Source organism: Shewanella subflava (assembly GCF_025971955.1).
Classification (GTDB): Bacteria; Pseudomonadota; Gammaproteobacteria; order Enterobacterales; family Shewanellaceae; genus Shewanella; species Shewanella subflava.
The window spans coordinates 116,292-133,207 of sequence record NZ_JAPDMX010000033.1 but is presented as its reverse complement, the minus strand read 5'-3'; the positions used below and the strand labels follow the sequence as shown (position 1 = coordinate 133,207).

Annotated in this window: 16 protein-coding genes; 7 read left to right on the top strand and 9 right to left on the bottom strand. The window is 40.0% G+C overall.

What is annotated here, in order from left to right; genetic code table 11:
• Positions 1 to 53: 53 nt before the first annotated feature.
• The 3 genes from OHT75_RS16355 to OHT75_RS16345 all read left to right on the top strand — a co-directional run bounded on the left by OHT75_RS16355 (position 54) and on the right by OHT75_RS16345 (position 1,437).
• Positions 54 to 752: a DUF445 domain-containing protein gene (locus OHT75_RS16355; RefSeq protein WP_264728546.1), complete on the top strand. Its 699-nt coding sequence runs from the start codon at positions 54 to 56 to the stop codon at positions 750 to 752.
• Positions 753 to 889: 137 nt separating this feature from the next.
• The gene (locus OHT75_RS16350) at positions 890 to 1,237 is read left to right on the top strand and encodes a VOC family protein (protein WP_264728544.1); all 348 of its coding nucleotides are present in this window, start codon (positions 890 to 892) and stop codon (positions 1,235 to 1,237) included.
• A 5-nt stretch (positions 1,238 to 1,242) separates the two neighbouring features.
• Positions 1,243 to 1,437 carry a DUF1289 domain-containing protein gene (locus tag OHT75_RS16345; protein ID WP_264728542.1) on the top strand — a complete coding sequence of 65 codons (195 nt, stop codon included), beginning with the start codon at positions 1,243 to 1,245 and terminating at the stop codon, positions 1,435 to 1,437.
• A gap of 52 nt (positions 1,438 to 1,489) precedes the next feature.
• Here the strand turns inward: OHT75_RS16345 and OHT75_RS16340 are convergent, their stop codons facing one another.
• Positions 1,490 to 2,722, bottom strand: a complete 1,233-nt coding sequence (locus OHT75_RS16340; protein WP_264728540.1) for a uracil-xanthine permease family protein — start codon at positions 2,720 to 2,722, stop codon at positions 1,490 to 1,492.
• 160 nt (positions 2,723 to 2,882) lie between these two features.
• Here OHT75_RS16340 and OHT75_RS16335 point away from each other — a divergent pair, with 160 nt between their 5' ends.
• Together OHT75_RS16335 and hda are read left to right on the top strand one after the other, a co-directional pair.
• On the top strand, positions 2,883 to 3,971 hold the full coding sequence (locus OHT75_RS16335) for a DUF2066 domain-containing protein (protein ID WP_264728539.1): 1,089 nt from the start codon (positions 2,883 to 2,885) through the stop codon (positions 3,969 to 3,971).
• Positions 3,972 to 4,043: 72 nt separating this feature from the next.
• Positions 4,044 to 4,754 (top strand): DnaA inactivator Hda, encoded by a 711-nt coding sequence (hda, locus tag OHT75_RS16330; RefSeq protein ID WP_264728537.1) that lies wholly within the window; start codon positions 4,044 to 4,046, stop codon positions 4,752 to 4,754.
• Between the two features lie 312 nt (positions 4,755 to 5,066).
• On the opposite strand, the gene OHT75_RS16325 is transcribed toward hda, so the two are convergent.
• The 4 genes from OHT75_RS16325 to bepA form a co-directional block, all read right to left on the bottom strand.
• Entirely contained in the window at positions 5,067 to 7,031 is a 1,965-nt protein-coding gene (locus tag OHT75_RS16325) for a PKD domain-containing protein (protein ID WP_264728535.1), read from the bottom strand.
• Positions 7,032 to 7,149: 118 nt separating this feature from the next.
• Positions 7,150 to 7,530 carry a DUF2069 domain-containing protein gene (locus OHT75_RS16320; protein ID WP_264728533.1) on the bottom strand — a complete coding sequence of 127 codons (381 nt, stop codon included), beginning with the start codon at positions 7,528 to 7,530 and terminating at the stop codon, positions 7,150 to 7,152.
• A gap of 6 nt (positions 7,531 to 7,536) precedes the next feature.
• Complete coding sequence (gene arsC, locus OHT75_RS16315; RefSeq protein WP_264728531.1) at positions 7,537 to 7,890, bottom strand: arsenate reductase (glutaredoxin); 354 nt, start codon at positions 7,888 to 7,890, stop codon at positions 7,537 to 7,539.
• A 34-nt stretch (positions 7,891 to 7,924) separates the two neighbouring features.
• Positions 7,925 to 9,370, bottom strand: a complete 1,446-nt coding sequence (bepA, locus tag OHT75_RS16310; RefSeq protein ID WP_264729051.1) for a beta-barrel assembly-enhancing protease — start codon at positions 9,368 to 9,370, stop codon at positions 7,925 to 7,927.
• 157 nt (positions 9,371 to 9,527) lie between these two features.
• Between bepA and OHT75_RS16305 the strand changes: the two genes are divergently transcribed.
• Complete coding sequence (locus OHT75_RS16305) at positions 9,528 to 9,743, top strand: sulfurtransferase TusA family protein (protein WP_264728528.1); 216 nt, start codon at positions 9,528 to 9,530, stop codon at positions 9,741 to 9,743.
• A gap of 44 nt (positions 9,744 to 9,787) precedes the next feature.
• Positions 9,788 to 10,867 carry an AI-2E family transporter gene (locus OHT75_RS16300; RefSeq protein ID WP_264728526.1) on the top strand — a complete coding sequence of 360 codons (1,080 nt, stop codon included), beginning with the start codon at positions 9,788 to 9,790 and terminating at the stop codon, positions 10,865 to 10,867.
• A 31-nt stretch (positions 10,868 to 10,898) separates the two neighbouring features.
• Here the strand turns inward: OHT75_RS16300 and OHT75_RS16295 are convergent, their stop codons facing one another.
• The 4 genes from OHT75_RS16295 to OHT75_RS16280 form a co-directional block, all read right to left on the bottom strand.
• Entirely contained in the window at positions 10,899 to 11,159 is a 261-nt protein-coding gene (locus tag OHT75_RS16295; RefSeq protein WP_264728524.1) for a Rho-binding antiterminator, read from the bottom strand.
• A gap of 234 nt (positions 11,160 to 11,393) precedes the next feature.
• Positions 11,394 to 11,891 (bottom strand): histidine phosphatase family protein, encoded by a 498-nt coding sequence (locus OHT75_RS16290; RefSeq protein WP_264728522.1) that lies wholly within the window; start codon positions 11,889 to 11,891, stop codon positions 11,394 to 11,396.
• A 431-nt stretch (positions 11,892 to 12,322) separates the two neighbouring features.
• Positions 12,323 to 14,389 (bottom strand): bifunctional 2',3'-cyclic-nucleotide 2'-phosphodiesterase/3'-nucleotidase, encoded by a 2,067-nt coding sequence (locus OHT75_RS16285; RefSeq protein WP_264728520.1) that lies wholly within the window; start codon positions 14,387 to 14,389, stop codon positions 12,323 to 12,325.
• Between the two features lie 231 nt (positions 14,390 to 14,620).
• A complete protein-coding gene (locus OHT75_RS16280) occupies positions 14,621 to 16,807 on the bottom strand; it encodes a M3 family metallopeptidase (RefSeq protein ID WP_264728518.1) in 2,187 nt (728 codons plus the stop codon).
• Positions 16,808 to 16,916: the final 109 nt, after the last annotated feature.

Sequence of the window (16,916 nt, the reverse complement as noted above, 5' to 3'; positions counted from 1 at the left end):
CCCAGTATTTTACTGTTAAAATACTGGGGTTTTTAGCATCTGGAGATGATAGGTTGAATAAGAGTTTGTTAACTAACGTAATTGCTGCCTCATTCGTTGTGGTGGGTTACTTTATTGCACAACCATTAATATTAACGGTTGGTTTATTTGCACTTTCTGGTGCAGTCACTAATTGGTTGGCTGTGTACATGTTATTTGAAAAGGTGCCTGGGTTATATGGTTCAGGTGTCGTGCCTAACCGTTTTGAAGAGTTCAAAGCGGGGATCAAACACCTTATGATGGCGCAATTTTTTACTGAAGAAAACATCGATAGATTTCTCACCGTGAGTGACAGCAAAGCAATTAACTTAGCTCCAGTGATTGATAAAGTGGATTTAGCACCATCTTTCGATGCATTAGTGTCTACTGTAGAGAAATCATCATTAGGTGCTATGCTGGCAATGTTTGGTGGTTCTGAAGCGCTACTGCCATTAAAAGCGCCTTTTATTGAGAAAATGAAGCAATCATTAATTGAGTTATCAGAAAGCGAGCAGTTTAATCAAATTCTCTTAAATGAATTAGAGCAGCCAGATGTGATTGCCGACATTCAAGCGAAAGTCGCTAATATTGTTGACCAAAGGTTAAATGAGTTAACCCCCGAATTAGTTAAACAAATTATTCAAGAAATGATTAAACAACATCTAGGTTGGTTAGTGGTTTGGGGCGGAGTATTTGGTGGGTTGATAGGCGCATTTGCTGCGTTAATCAGTTAATCAATCTTATGGTTGTAGCGCGAATCGATCAGATATCCTTGCTTATTATTCTTTTCGCTAGTCCAACTTAAGTTAATTGGGCAATAAAAGGTTATTCGCTATACTGTGGATAACCTTTGTTATTGAAAGATATTACCATGCCACATCATCACATTAATTATCTAGAAATTCCGGTTAAAAACGTTGCCAAAACGAAAACATTTTTCAAGCAGGTTTTTGGTTGGCAATTTCAGGACTATGGTTCTCAATATAGCTGCTTTTTAGACGTCGGTATCAGTGGTGGCTTTTTTGAGTCAGACACGGTGTTTACAACTGAAAATGGGGCGCCTTTAATTGTTTTATACAGTTCATCACTTGAGCAAACACAAAGTCGAGTGACTGAATATGGTGGACAGATAAGCAAAGCCATATTTACTTTTCCAGGTGGAAGGCGGTTTCAGTTTTTAGATACCAATGGCAATGAATATGCAGTCTGGTCAGAATAATTCCTATGACTGACCCGCACGATATTGTTTCGCCGTGTATACGTCACTGCAGTTTAGATGAGCAAGACATTTGCTTGGGATGTCATCGCACATTGGATGAAATTCTAGCTTGGCATACCATGACAAATGAACAAAAATCTTCACTTCTAAACGAGTTGCTGCTTAGGGCGTTAAGTCGTAAACGCCCCTTTAAGTTTTAATGGCTTGAGTATTAATTGGAACATAGCCATCATTAGATAGCTATGATACAAATTAATGTGCTGATTGATGATCCTTATGCGTTTTAGGTAGCACTAAGTTCATGATAATCGCTATGATGCCGCATAAACTGATACCCGTTAAACTGAATGAACCAATCCCAAACGCCATACCACCAATTCCAAATACCAATGTTACTGCAACAATACTGAGGTTTCTTGGTTCTGATAAATCAACCTGATTACGAATTAGAGTGTTTAGGCCAACGGCAGCAATAGAGCCAAATAGCAAACACATAATCCCACCCATAACAGGCACAGGGATGGTTTGTAACAACGCACCTAATTTACCCACAAACGCTAAAATAATTGCGGTTATTGCTGTCCAGGTCATAATGCGGGGGTCAAAACTTTTAGTTAAGGTGACTGCGCCAGTCACTTCAGAGTATGTGGTATTCGGTGGGCCACCAAATGCCGATGCCGCCATAGTCGCAATACCATCACCAGTTAAAGTACGATGTAAGCCTGGCTTTTTCATGTAATCTTTACCAGTGACATTGGATATCGCAAGAATATCACCAATATGTTCAACTGCAGGTGCGATGGCAACCGGTATCATAAATAAAATCGCTTGCCAGTGAAATTCAGGGGCTACAAAATCCGGTATCGATAACCAAGCGGCTTGATGAACAGGTGTAAAATCAACCACACCGAACATTAAACTCAACGAGTAACCTACAGTGATACCGGCCAAAATGGGCATGAGTTTGGCAAGACCTTTGGCAAAAGTTGCTACTAAAATGGTAGCCGATAAAGACGTCAATGAAATAATTAACGCTGTATTTGAGGGAATTAATTCAATTGCGCCATCTCCTGTCTTACCTAGTGCCATGTTAACGGCCATAGGGGCTAAACCTAAACCGATTATCATGATCACAGGGCCAACGACCACAGGAGGCAGTAATTTATTGATAAAACCAATGCCTCTGATTTTTACTGTTAAGCCTAATAATACATAAACAAATCCAGCAACCATTAGGCCGCCCATTGTTGCAGGGATCCCCCACGTTTGAACCCCGTATAAAATGGGGGCGATAAACGCAAAAGAAGAGGCGAGAAATATGGGAACTTGGCGTTTTGTAACGAGTTGAAAGAGTAGGGTACCAATACCTGCGGTAAATAGGGCTACACGGGTATCTAATCCGGTAAGTAAGGGCATGAGGACAAGAGCACCAAAGGCCACAAATAGCATTTGTGCACCTTGCAGTGGGATTGACAAGCGATTCATAGGGTAAACTCCATTATATTTATTATGTCTTTCGAGTTGTCCTGTCGTATAATTTTTATGCTAATAGAATCAGATAAAAAGAGTGACTAAAGACCTTACTCGTTAGATTTTTATTATGTTACACTTTCACCACTTATTTTGATTGCGTTTACGTCACCTAATGCTAAAAAAATTACTTACTTTTATATTTATGACTTTGTCTTTTTCTCATGCACAGGTATTTGCTGCAGAGGTACAAAAACTGGATGAAGCTGATATTGTTGTCACCTCTCGTGCTGACAGTGCCCGTTCAAGTGCTTTAAAAGAGGCATTGGCAAGTGTGTTTCTTAAAAACTCGGGTAGCCCTAGTGTGGTAATGAACCCGATGGTTAAAGCACAAATCGAAAACCCTGAAGCCTTGCTGATTCAATACGGTTACAGTCAGGTAAATGAAGACTTAATATTTAAGGCCAGTTTTGACCATCAAGGGGTAATTAATATTCTGCGCCAGGCTAACCTGCCTGTGTGGGGAGCCCAGCGTCCGTTGACGTTATTATGGGTGACTATGGCTGAAAATAACGAAACTGTGATCTTATCTGATTCAAGCCAAAACCCTTTACGAATGGACTTTGCCACTGAATCGAGTAATAAAGGGATACCCGTACTTCTGCCCTTGATGGATTTAGATGATTTAATGGCGGTAACACCAACCGATGTAAAAGGAATGTTTATCAATCCTGTTAATATCGCCTCTAGCCGTTATCAAGCCGATTATTTTGCGATGGTTGACATTGACGAGTCACAGGGCAAATTGAGGTTTCAACTTGCTTTATATAATAAAGCGCATACTGGGGCGTTATTACAACCGATTATCATGCAGCAAGGCGAAGCTGTAGATGTGACATCTGCAACTAAACGCATTGTGACGTTACTTGCCAATTATTATATTAGCCAATATGCGATAGCCTCTTCGGGAAACAATCTTGAAACCTCAGTAAGTTTTACTGGCGTATCTAGCATGAAGCAGGTTGTTGAAATTGAAAAATATCTCAAACAACTCAGCGCAGTAAAAGAGGTTGCCGTTAGCAAACTCAGTAAAGACACCATCACCTACAAACTCGGTTTATTTAGTAGTGTTGAAGATTTACAGCGTTTACTGAGTATTGATGCACGCTTATCTAAAATAGATACCATGGGTGATGCAAATTCATATTTAACGCCGCAAACAAACAATGATACATCGCTAATCTATGAATGGAAAAGTCAATAGTCGCTAGTATTTTTACCTCGGGAGCACTTATGTTATGATTGCTCCCGCTGTGTTTATTTTTGAGAATTTTGAGTGACCCAATCCTCCCCACGTCAATTATCTTTGCCCGTTTATTTACCTGATGATGAAACTTTTAATAGTTATTATCCTGCATCAGGTAATGATGAGCTGATCCAAAAGCTCCAAGCATGTGCTGAGGGGAATCTGAGCTCGTCTTTATATTTATCCGGCCCGCAAAAATCTGGTCGAACACATTTGATGCATGCAGCTTGTGCCCATGCCAATGAATTAGACCGCCGTTCTCTATATGTGCCATTAGGCATTCATGCTAGTATTTCACCTGCATTATTTGAAGGTGTCGAAGCATTAAACTTAATCTGTATTGACGATGTTGATGCGGTAGCAGGTCATCCTGTTTGGGAAGAGGCGCTATTTCATTTGTATAATCGCATAGCAGAGCAGCAGGACTGCCGTTTAATTGTCAGTGCGAGTGCATCACCTATTGAAGCCTGTTTTGCTTTACCTGATTTAGTCTCGCGTATGCAATGGGGGTTAATTTACCATTTGCAGCCTATGGCGGATGATGAAAAACTAGTTGCATTGCAGCGCCGTGCTGCAATGCGTGGATTACAGTTATCCGATGATGTGGGTCGATTCTTACTGACACGAATGGCGCGGGACCTGCGAACGCTATTTGACGTACTGGATAAATTAGATAAAGCATCCATGGTACATCAACGTAAATTAACGATTCCTTTTATTAAAGAAATGCTCCGATTGTAATAACTCAATCCTTTGGGCTGAGTTTATTGTGCTTTTTATAACAATATCAATAAATCAGCGACCAAAATAGCGCAGAAAGATGCATGGTAACAAGGCCGACTTTACGATAAGTTGTTATTCTTACATCGAAAAATCTAACGCCGTCATTGAATCTTATAGCAAGCTAGAATGAACCGTTATTGATATTGGTCGGTGCTTCTGCATCATCAGTTAATAAACAATAACGCTACCTCACAGACTCAGCGTCGCATTAATCGACAACAGTTTGCTGCGAAATAACCTCGAAAGATCAATCGATTTTAGCGGGTTAGGCTATTCAACAGTATCATCTTCCTTTTGTCTTATCTTATGCTGGCTGCCGCTTAGCTCTAACGGTCTTTCTTGTGTGTTTGAGCGTTGTTCAACCTGGTTAACTTTTTGTGGGACAAAGCCATCATTTGATATTAAGGTTAAGTTTTCTAGCCATGATTTACCTGCAACCATTGGTAACGGTTCAGGTAAATTGTCGACTAAGGTTGTGCTTCCCACTTCGGGTAATATTTCTGAGATAACAAATTCTGCACGAGGTTTGATGGTCGCTTCTCCAATTCGCCCTCTTTGTCCCCAATTAACGGTAATCGTCGAGCCTGATGCATTCTCAGGTGCATCAGTCACTGCAACGTCACGTAATATCGCATATCGGTGACTCATTAATGCCTCTTCAAATAACATGGCAACGTCTTCGCGTGTTGAAGAATAGGCATAATAGTCCGAGGCATGATCGGGTTTGAAGAAGCTGGTTACATCACTCGCTACATAGGATTTTTGGGTTGCATTGGCTGTTTCACCTTTAAAACTGACATTGGCTAGACCATACATTTCACTGCTTTGCAGAGGTGAAAAATTACTGAGTTGATCAGATATCAATGCGCTGTTATTTGTGCGTTTATAAAAATCATCTAATAATGTTGGTCCTTGAAGATCAGCATGCACGCTACGTGGAAAAAAATCATTAGCATGGGCTAATTCATGATATAGCAATGACGCTAATCTAGGTGTTAAGTCTTTAATCGTGCGATTAGTTCGGTTTTCATATGGATACGATGAATAAGCATATTGATTATTTTTGACGTGTCGCCAGGGCATTAAAAACTGCAGATCATTACCAAAATCACTTCGATAGTCGGGAGCTTCATTAATACTGTCACGCTCAGCTGATGTGAGCCATAAATTATCTGGGTCAAGATAAATGGCGCCGGTGACGACCCAATAGAACGAAGGACGAATGTCATAACTGATGACAATTGCACTGACAGATTGTAACAGGGTGATGAAGTCACCGTGTGGATCTTGCTGTTGCAAAAACTGTTCGAAATTACGCCCCATCCAATCATGTGACACCACCACTCGGTCCATAATATTACTTATGCTAGGATTTGTGGTTTGTTGACCTATCAGTGGCAGTTGTGAAATGGTGCAACTGCTATTGAGGGTATTGGAATAAGTACATTGAGTTAAACGGTTACTGTAAGCTGAATTGGTTTTATAAGCATAAGTGCGTGCTAATGGGCTATCGAAATAGGGAGAGCTAATATTGGCTTCATTTGTAACAAGAATATGAACGTCATCAGTTAATGTTTGACCGTTAAAGTCGGCAGACGCCCTGATTGAAATCACCCTATCTTGAGCCACATTGGGGGCGACAAATAGCGGGCGCGCAGGGTTGGATAAATCCAAATTGACATCTGTACCAGAATAGATGCACCAATCAATATTGGTTGGCATTTGGCCATTAATGCTGGCCAATCTTATGCTGACATTATTGCCTTCAACCACTTGGTGATCGCTGTTAACAGCAAGGCTAGATTGTTGAGCATTATTAACGTTTATCGTCACGAATTGAGTGATATTTTGCCCGGTTCCACTAACAGTCAGTTTGAATTGATAATCTCCACTATTAGCAGGTGTAAAATTCAATACCGGTGACTTATCACTGATCAATGTTAGCGGTTCTCCTGATATTTGTTGCCATTGAAAACGCATCCCTGATGAGTTTTTATCTGTCAGTTTGGCAATAATCACTGCAGGTTGATCTGTTTGATAGGCTAATTCAGTTAAAAATTCAATATTGTCGGTGGTCTCGACAACTGACCATTCGACAGGGTTATCACACTGGGATATCGGCAAGTTAGGATCGGGTGGCGGAGTCGGCGAAGGCGCAGGATCTGAGCTTCCACCACAAGCTGTGAGGAAACAGGCTGATACAAGAAGTGAGATAATATTGCGACTCATTGCCATGGGGTGATTCCTATCGTTATTATGAATTGACTATAGCATGGCATTTTTCATTACGACAAGATTAAAAAAGCGCCGTAATGGCGCTTTCTCATATCTAACTTGATGTTATATCAGTTAGTTAATCTGTTTTTTGTGATTTTTTCTTAAGGCCTAAACCTAATTCTCTGCCTCTTTTACGGGCATAAAATGGAAAACCTACCAACAGTGCAGAAATAAGCACAGATTCAATCACGGCAAACGCTAATGCTTCTTCAGTGACATATACCAAAGTCAGCCCATGAAGTAGATAAAGGCAAAGAATAAAGCTGGCCCATGCATAGGTATATGGGTTGCCTTGAATCACACCTTTCAGAGGCATTAATAAGGGTAAAATCCACATAAGATTAAATGCTAAAGAGTAGCTACCCTCAAGACCTTGCTGAATAAACCATCCGGTTAACAATAATACTAAAGCAATATAGCCTGTTCGGCATAGCTGGAATAAGCTTTGGGTTGTCATCTATGGTTACTCAATAATCGCTAAAACACTTTCAGGAGGACGGCCAATCGCAGCTTTGCCATTAGTTAGCACAATAGGGCGTTCAATCAGTTTAGGGGTATTCACCATTGCTTGAATAAGTTGCACTTCAGTCAATGTTTCATCCTGTAAACCTAATTCTTTATATTCGATTTCTTTTGTTCGCATTAATTGACGGGCGGTTAATCCGAGTAAACTCAGGATATGGGTGATTTCATCTACCGAAGGGGTATTTTTTAAATATTCAACCACGTTAATATCATCTGATTTACCTTGCACTAAGGCTAGGGTTTCACGACTTTTAGAACAACGAGGATTATGTAAAATAGTAATTTTTGTCATAGTATCAACTTTCATTTTTGGACTTGAACACGATTTATTTAAGCGCTTCTAACTGTCTGTCAGCTTCACGAAATTGTCTTATACGCGCTTCAATACGCGCAATTTGTAGCTGCTGGCCTTCAGAGTGGCGATAAGCATAATTTAGCTGGTCTATCGCACCTTTATAATCAGCCGCCAGCGCCATTGCTTCAGCATTAGCATAATATTCTAAGGCTTTATTGCCCATTTTGCGGTAAGCGTCGGTCATTATTTGGTAAGGGAGTATATTCTGTTTATCTAAAAATATCAGTTCTTCTAGCATTGGAATGGCTTTTTTAGGTGAGCCTGACTCAACGTAAATGTTAGCTAAATTGGCATTAACGACTTGAGACGTCGGCTTAAGTTTGCGTTGTGCTTCGAGTAATACAATCGCATCATCGAACGCTTTACGTTGGGCAAGTAAGTCCGTTTTCGTATCGATATAGAATAGGTTATTGGCATCTTGTTTGATTAATGTATCGATAATCGCTTCAGATTCGTCAAATTTTTTAAGACGAAATAACGCTAATGCTTTGCCGTATAATGCCGCTTCTTTAAATGTGTAAGTGTTCTTTTTAATTTGGGTTTCAAATAATGAAAGCGCCGCTTCATCATTAAAGCTAGAAAAACGGACCTGAATACGGGATTTCGCAAGTTGATAATTTAAGTTATCAGGAATATAACGGCTTGGATATTGTGCCGCTCGATTACGGGCATCAGTAATACGCGATTCAGGTAATGGGTGAGTGAGCAGCATTTGTGGTGGCGTAGTGGTAAAACGGTAACGCGTTGCTAACTCGGCAAAAAAATCAGCAGCGCCATTAGGATCAAATCCTGCTTCGACTAAAATTTGCATGCCGATACGGTCAGCTTCTTTTTCATGTAAACGGGTATAGTTTATTTTTGATTGTGTGGCTAATGCTTGAGTCGTAGCTAATGCAGCCATACCAGCCTGTGGTGCGGCGATAGTTAATAATATCGCCCCTAGTAAGCCTGCAATGGTTGCAGTGGAACTTTTTTGTTGCGCCTCTAAAGAACGGGCGAGATGACGCTGGGTAACGTGGGTGATTTCATGTGCTAATACGGATGCGAGCTCACTTTCTGAGTCCGCATTGAGAAATAATCCTGTGTGAACCCCCACATGGCCGCCAAAAAAGGCAAAAGCATTAATTTCATCGTTTCTGAGTAAAAAAAAGTAAAAAGGGGTTTTAACCCCAGTCGCATGGGCAACAAGTTTATTGCCCAGTTCAGATAAATATTGATTTAACACGGGATCGTTTAATACGGGCGCTGATGAGCGGATAACCCGCATGTATGCATCACCGTAAACCATTTCTTTTTCAAGGCTAAATGTATTCACCGCAGCCGTTCCCAGATCGGGTAGGTCGCTATTGGCAAAACTGCTGGCAATATTGGCCGCAAATAAAACTGAAACCGCACTGGCAATAAAGGTTTTACTCATTTTTCGGAATGATTTAGTGGTGAAAGATAATTTACTCAAACGACACCCTTAACGCTGATTATTATGTAGAGAAAACCGCACAAGAGTTTACTCTGTTAGCTTGTGGTTTGCCATCCAACTAAGGATAATAGCATCAGTTTATTTAACGTAAATTATTATGAAACTGATAGATTTAACAACGTATCGTTGTCCATATCCTTTAGTACAGGTCAAACTGTTATTAAAACAATTGCCACAAGGCGAAACATTGAAAATTTTATTGTCAGACCCTGGTTCTTGCAAAGATGTTCCCGCATGGGCTGAAAAAAATGGTTTTCATGTCAGCCTATTGCAGCAAGATAAAAGCACTATGGCAATTAATATCACTAAATAGGCCTATGTTAGGTTAATTTTTCTTCATTTATACAAGGTTTTGCAATGTTAGAGTTTTTAAAAGAATGGTACAAAACCCGTTTTAGTGATCCACAAGCAATTACATTAGTGTTTATTCTTGTCGGTATAACCTTAACGCTTTATTTTGGTGCAGGTTTGTTAGCACCATTACTGGTGGCATTAGTGCTAGCTTTTTTATTAGAGTGGCCCGTGGCACAAATGTCTAAATTAGGCATTAACCGCACCGCTGGCGCTTCGATAGTATTGGTCGCTTTTCTTGGCTTAATGCTGTTAATTATTCTTGTTTTAATGCCGAGTATTTGGCGACAAGGTGTCAGTTTAGTGACAGATATTCCCAGTATGTTAGATAAAGGCATGCTCGTTATTCGTGATTTGAGCCGTGATTACCCAAAGTTTATCAGTGTCGAACAAATCGATGCTTCATTTAACGAGCTTAAAAAACTACTCGATACACAACATCTGTTAGATTTTGGTAAGCAAATATTGGGCTTTTCTGCTTCATTGCTTGTGCTGATGGTATACGCCATTTTAGTACCACTATTAGTGTTTTTCTTTTTAAAAGATAAGCATGAATTGATTCAGGGAAGTAAGCGTTTTTTCCCTGCCAATCGAGGCTTAGCCAGTAAAGTGTGGTTTGAAATGGATCAACAGATATTTAATTACATTCGCGGTAAAGTGATGGAAATTATTATTGTTGGGGTGGTGAGCTACGTATTTTTTGCCGTAATGGGCTTACGTTATTCTGCGCTTTTAGGCGTGCTAACTGGTTTATCAGTCTTGATCCCTTATGTTGGTGCAACGTTAGTTACTTTACCCATCGCATTAGTGGCGTTTGTCCAGTGGGGAATTGGACCTGAGTTTGGTTATTTAATGTTAGGCTACGGTATTATCCAGGCATTGGATGGCAATGTTTTGGTGCCGATTTTATTCAGTGATGCGGTCGATTTGCACCCAGTAATGATTATTGCCGCGGTATTGGTATTTGGTGGTTTATGGGGAGTATGGGGGGTATTTTTTGCTATTCCTTTAGCCTCTTTAGTCAAAGCAGTGATTAATGCTTGGCCTCAACAAAATGAGCAAAAAACGACCCTTGATCTTGAATAATAATCCTTTGAATAACCTAAGTTGTTAAAAACTAAAAATGCACAATACTAAATTGTGCATTTTCGTTTAACACCTCAATTGATTTTATGTCGGTCAGTATCACCTCTATCTCATGGCCGTTTTTCAGCTTACCGTAAATCACCTCTTGTTTTATCGGGGTATCGCTAAAGCCTGTGTTATGAAATACGCCAGTAATGTATTGACCATTGTTTAGTGTTAGCAATACTGTGTATCGATGTAAGCATATCAGCTCAATATAATCGTGAAGATGGCAGGCAAGCATTTTAGACATACATACTTCCATAGTGAATAAATGACATTAACTACATTAAATCAATAGCTGCTTAATGTCATTGTGTTGCCCACGTTCTGCAATTCAAAAATGTTTTGGCCTTGGTCATTTCAATCAACAGAAACACAGTTACTGAACGAAGACAAAATCGTGAAAACAAGGTGAGATATGAAATGACGTTTTCATTGTAATGTCATTATTGTTAAAATCTCATGCTAAAAAGCTTTGCGAGGATTAATAACTGAACCGATATACTGAATTTGTTCTTTTACCATCAATAATATTCACTTCAATAAAATACATACGATCATAATCTTCGGTGTAATCCATTTTGGCAAAATCGGCTTGCAGGCTTAACTTTTTAGCTAATACAATCATCGTATTGCCGTGGCCGACAATTAAATAACGCCCAGGTTGTTGCATTAATGTTTGGCTAAACCCTTCAAGATCGCTAGGATCATATGACGTTACTGGCAAGCTCTGACTTTTAGCAGTAGGTTCTGCTGTTAACTGCGTACGGCGATAATCGGTTGAGTACACTTTATTTAGCGGAATATGCTGCAGCATATCTGCAAGTCGTTGGGCTCTGAGTGTGCCTTGTTCATTTAATTCGGGGTCGCTGCCAGCTTGTTTTTCACCGTGACGAACCAAAATAAAAGTCCATTTTTGAGCGCTATCATCGTCACTTTTTAGCGTTGGTGTGCTATGTGATGGGCTAATGACTTGTGCCATGCTACTCATGCTTAACAGGCTAAGGCAAAAAAAGCCAAATATAAAAAAATAAGTGAATTTTTGATGAGGAATCATGTGCATATATCCGAATAACGAAGATGTATTTCATCATAGCACTGGTAAAGCCAATGTAAAGAATCCACCTTCTAAAGAAGGTGGCTTTGATATCACTCCCTAAAAGGGCGCTATCCTATACGTGCGTTAACAAGACGCCGTAAATATATCCCTATAGGCTTTACTAAATCATCCCTGATTTAGAAGCTTGTACCGCACCATTAGCAAAGCTTACCTATCACTTGAGTTAATCAGCTATTGAACATACTGCAGGCAAAGCCTAATTGATGATAACCCCCTAATGAAGTAGGTGGTTTATGGGCTGAAAAAAATAATGCCCTACAAATGTAGGGCATGGCATTTTATAACACGTGAAATTATCTTATTGGGTCGTTTTGTAAATCGATACTATAAATCGCAAACCCAGCTATCGTTCCTTCAACTTGTTTTTTGACCATTTTACGTTGCTGATTAGCTTGAATAAATGTGTCAGCTAATTCACTGTCTTGGGTTTCAAAACGTACATCTAATTGAATTGATGTATTGATGGTTTTGAAGTCCCAGTTGTAGTCTGCGGTCGGGTTTACCGCAGAATGATAACCACCGCTGCCATCAGGCTGTGATTGCTCAGTGATGTAGGTTGCTAATGCTGCACGGTTTTCATCTGGAAGTTCTAAAATGACATGTTCCGGTCCGGTTCCAGCAAATGCACCGCCAAATGCGCGGTAGTTATTTGAAGCAATAATAAACTCCATTGCGTCTAGTTCATTGCCTGTTATTTGCTGACCTTCAGTGTTTGTGTAGGTTAACTCGACAATACGGTTAGCATCTGGATTAACCACTTTACAATTGCGATCGAATTTAGCCGGTTGTGTGACATCAATTTTGTAGGTCACGCCATCAATAGTGTCAAAATTATATGTTGGGTGTCCTGTACGGTTGATTAAGTTTTGTGGGGCAGTAATATTTGGATCAATTTGATTAAACTGATTTGCGCTACACTCTAACCAATCTTTAAGCTCGGCGCCATTTGCTTTAACTGCAACCATAGTATTTGGGTATAAATACAAATCAGCAGCATTTTTATAGGTTAGATCGCCTTTTTCAACCATAACATATTGAGCTGCATCACCTTCAGAGTATCTTCCACCTGCTTTGAATGGTGCCGAGGCTGACAAGATTGGGAAATCTTTTAATTCTGGTGGTAATTTTGCTTTTACATTAGCAATCTGTGCATCCGATACAATTTGTACCGTAGGATCGTCTTGTACCAACGATAGGAAGCTATACATGTCGCCGGTAGATTTACCTATTGGTTTGTTTACATAGTCAAGTGTACCTTGATGCTCTAAAGCAACAGCATCACGAATGCTGTCTTCACCGGTCACTAATGGCGTTTTGTTAGCATTATCATAAATTGGACGCGCTTCTGTTTGTGACTCACTGTGTATTACTACCCATTGGCTGTCTTTTTTACGCAGTTTTAAATCAACAATCCCTAAATTATCACCCCAGCGACCTGGCATCACCGCAGGTACGCCATTTAATAAACCTTTTTCTACGTCAGTATTTGGTAAAGTGGCATAATTTGCATGTGGGAATATGGAATGACTGTGGCCAAACATAATTGCATCAATGCCATCTACATCGGTCAATGCGAATGTTGCATTTTCAGCCCATGCATCGCCAGGGTTTTCTGGTGAACCAATGCCTGAATGGGGAATAGCAATGATCACATCGGCGCCTTTGGCTTTCATTTCAGGTACATATTTGTTCGCCGCTTGGGTAATTCCTATGGTTTCAACTTCACCTTCAAGGTTGGCTTTATCCCAAATCATAATTTGCGGTGGAACAAAACCGATATAACCTATATTAATTGTATGCTCATTCCCTCGGGTATCGACTACGACTTTTTCTTTTATGAGATAAGGGCTGAACATCGGCTCTGAGAATTGTATATCATTCCAACACCCCGCTTTATTGGCACAAATTACGTTAGCGCTTATGTAAGGGAAATCTGCTCCCTCTAGTGATTTTTCGAGGAAGTCTAAACCATAGTTAAACTCATGGTTACCTATATTGGCCACATCATAGTCAAGTGTGTTCATTGCCTTGTAAGCAGGGTGAGTATCATCTACACCTACGCTAGCCATGTAATCGCCCATAGGGCTGCCTTGCAATAAATCGCCATTATCAACTAACACAGAGTTGGTGACTTCCGCTCTTGCGGCATTAATCAAACTGGCGGTACGAGCTAAACCAATAGTAGGATCGTCTTTGCCTGAATAATAGTTAAAGTCCATGATATTGGTGTGAAGATCAGTGGTTTCCATTACGCGTAAATCCACTTCAATGACACCGATGGATTCATCATCGTTATTACCGCATGCGGATAAACCAAGTGAGCTAGCGATAATCATCGCAAGTATTTTTTTGTTATGCATTGAGATATTTCCTGTTCGACCCCAGGGCGACTTTGCCCTTGCTTGAATAACAAACCTATGATTATGTGTTGGTTTTTTATTATTAAAGCGGGCAAATTATATCGAATTTCAATGAAGTAAATGTGACGAGAGCTTGTTTTTTGCTGTATCAATTTGTTACTGATGCATTTGTAAACAGTTAAAAAAAAGCATCACAAATGATGTGATGCTTTTTAAACCAATGAGTAAATTTTAGTGTTTGTCTAACAAGCCTCTTGAGCGAAGTAACGGTTCAATACCTGCTTCTTTTCCGCGAAATTGTTTGTAAAGCATCATAGGATCAGCACTACCACCGGTGGATAAGATATATTGACGGAACTTATCTGCGGTGTGCTTATCAAAAATACCATTTTCTTTAAATGCTTCAAACGCATCGGCGCCTAAAATATCTGACCATAAATAGCTGTAGTAGCCAGCGGAATAGCCTCCGGCAAAAATATGTGAGAAATAAGTACTGCGGTAACGAGGAGCAATTTGTGGAATTAAGCCCATTTTAGTTAACGAATTTTCTTCAAATTCTGCCGCATTATGAATGTCATTGTTTTTCAAGGTATGCCAATCTAAATCAAGATATGTTGCCGCCATATACTCCACGGTTGAAAATCCCTGATTGAATTGACTTGCTGCTTGAATCTTCTCAACTAAGGTTTGTGGGATCACTTCGCCTGTTTGATAGTGTTTGGCAAACTGGGCCAGTACTTCTGGTTGAGTCATCCAGTTTTCCATCACTTGAGAAGGAAATTCTACGTAGTCTCTTGGCACGTTAGTACCCGATTGAGAACGATACTTAATATTCGATAATAACCCATGTAAGGCATGTCCGAACTCATGGAATAGGGTACTTGCCTCATCAAAGGTTAATAAGGCAGGTTCGCCCGCGGCCGGACGAGGATAGTTCAATACGTTTACAATAATAGGCTTTGAATCCACGCCATTCATCTTGTATTGCTGCCGATAAGCATTCATCCAAGCTCCGCCACGTTTTGAACCGCGGACAAAGTAATCTCCCATAAAGATCCCTATCAAACTGCCATCTTTATCATAAACTTCCCAAGTGCGAACATCTGGGTGATATTTGGGCAAATCTGTGCGCTCTTTAACCGTAATACCAAATAGACGGTTAGCGGTATGGAAAACGCCATCAAGCGTGCTTTCTAACGAAAAGTAAGGCTTTGTTTGCTGTTCATTAAAGTCATATCTGGCAACACGAATTTTATCTGAATAATACCACCAGTCCCACGCTTCAAGCTTGAAACCGCCATTTTCACTGTCAATGACTTGTTGTAAATCGGCCGCTTCAGTTTTCGCTTGTTCTAAAGCGGCAGGCCATACTTTATTTAACAGGTTGTAGACATTTTCAGGGGTTTTAGCTGTTCGTTTTTCAAGTACAAAATGGGCATGTGTTTGGTAACCCATTAATTTTGCACGCTCAGCGCGTAAAGCTGCAATTTGAGCTAAGGTTGATTTGTTGTCATTAGCATTATCATGATTGGCTTGTGATATGTAGGCTTTGTATATTTTTTCGCGCAACTGACGATTATCGGCGTAGGTTAAAAAAGGAGTAATTGACGGCCGATGAATCGTGAACACCCATTTGCCTTCATGACCGAGTTTAATGGCTTTTTGGGCGGCGGTGTTAATCGCATCATCGGGCAAGCCTGCTAAATCTTGTTTATTGTCGATAATTAATTGAAAGGCATTGTTCTCTGCCAGTACATTATCGCCAAATACCAAGTTTAATTTACCAATTTGTTCGTTTAAATCACGCAGTTTTTGCTTGTCTTCAACCGATAAGTTTGCGCCTCCACGGGTAAATGATTTGTAGGTATCTTCCAAAAGCTTAGCTTCTGCTACATTTAAATTTAATGTGTCTTTTTGTAAATAGACGGTTTTTACACGTTGAAATAATCGATCATTTAAAAAAATATCGTCGCTGGCAGAAGATAACATTGGCGAAACAGTTTTCGAGATCTCTTGTAATTCAGGATTAGTATGCGCACTAGTGAGGTTATAAAACACTCTGATAACCTTGGTAAGCAGATCTCCTGAAAACTCCATAGCTTCGATAGTATTGGCAAACGTAGCGGGTTGAGGGTTTTGAGCTATATTTGCAATTTGCAGCTTTTGCTCAGCAATGCCAGCTTCAAATGCGGGTAAGTAATGTTCAGGCTGGATTTTATCAAAATCTGGGATACCAAAAAAAGTATCATACGGTTTGAAAAAAGGATTATTAGCATGTTGAGATTCGGTGGCGTTTTCAATCTCGGTATTCGATTGAGCTGAATGTAACGCCAAGTTAGCGTCGTTGCTTGAACAGGCACTTAACGCGATAGCCAAAGAAACCGCTGTGACAATTGGTTTGAGGGTTAATCCCTTCATTATTATTCCCTTTTTTAATTAGAGTGTAATTTTCAGGGATTATTTTAAAGGTTTTAGCATTTTTTTGAGCTTTAGTTTGTAACAAAAAAAACGATGTAATACACAAAGG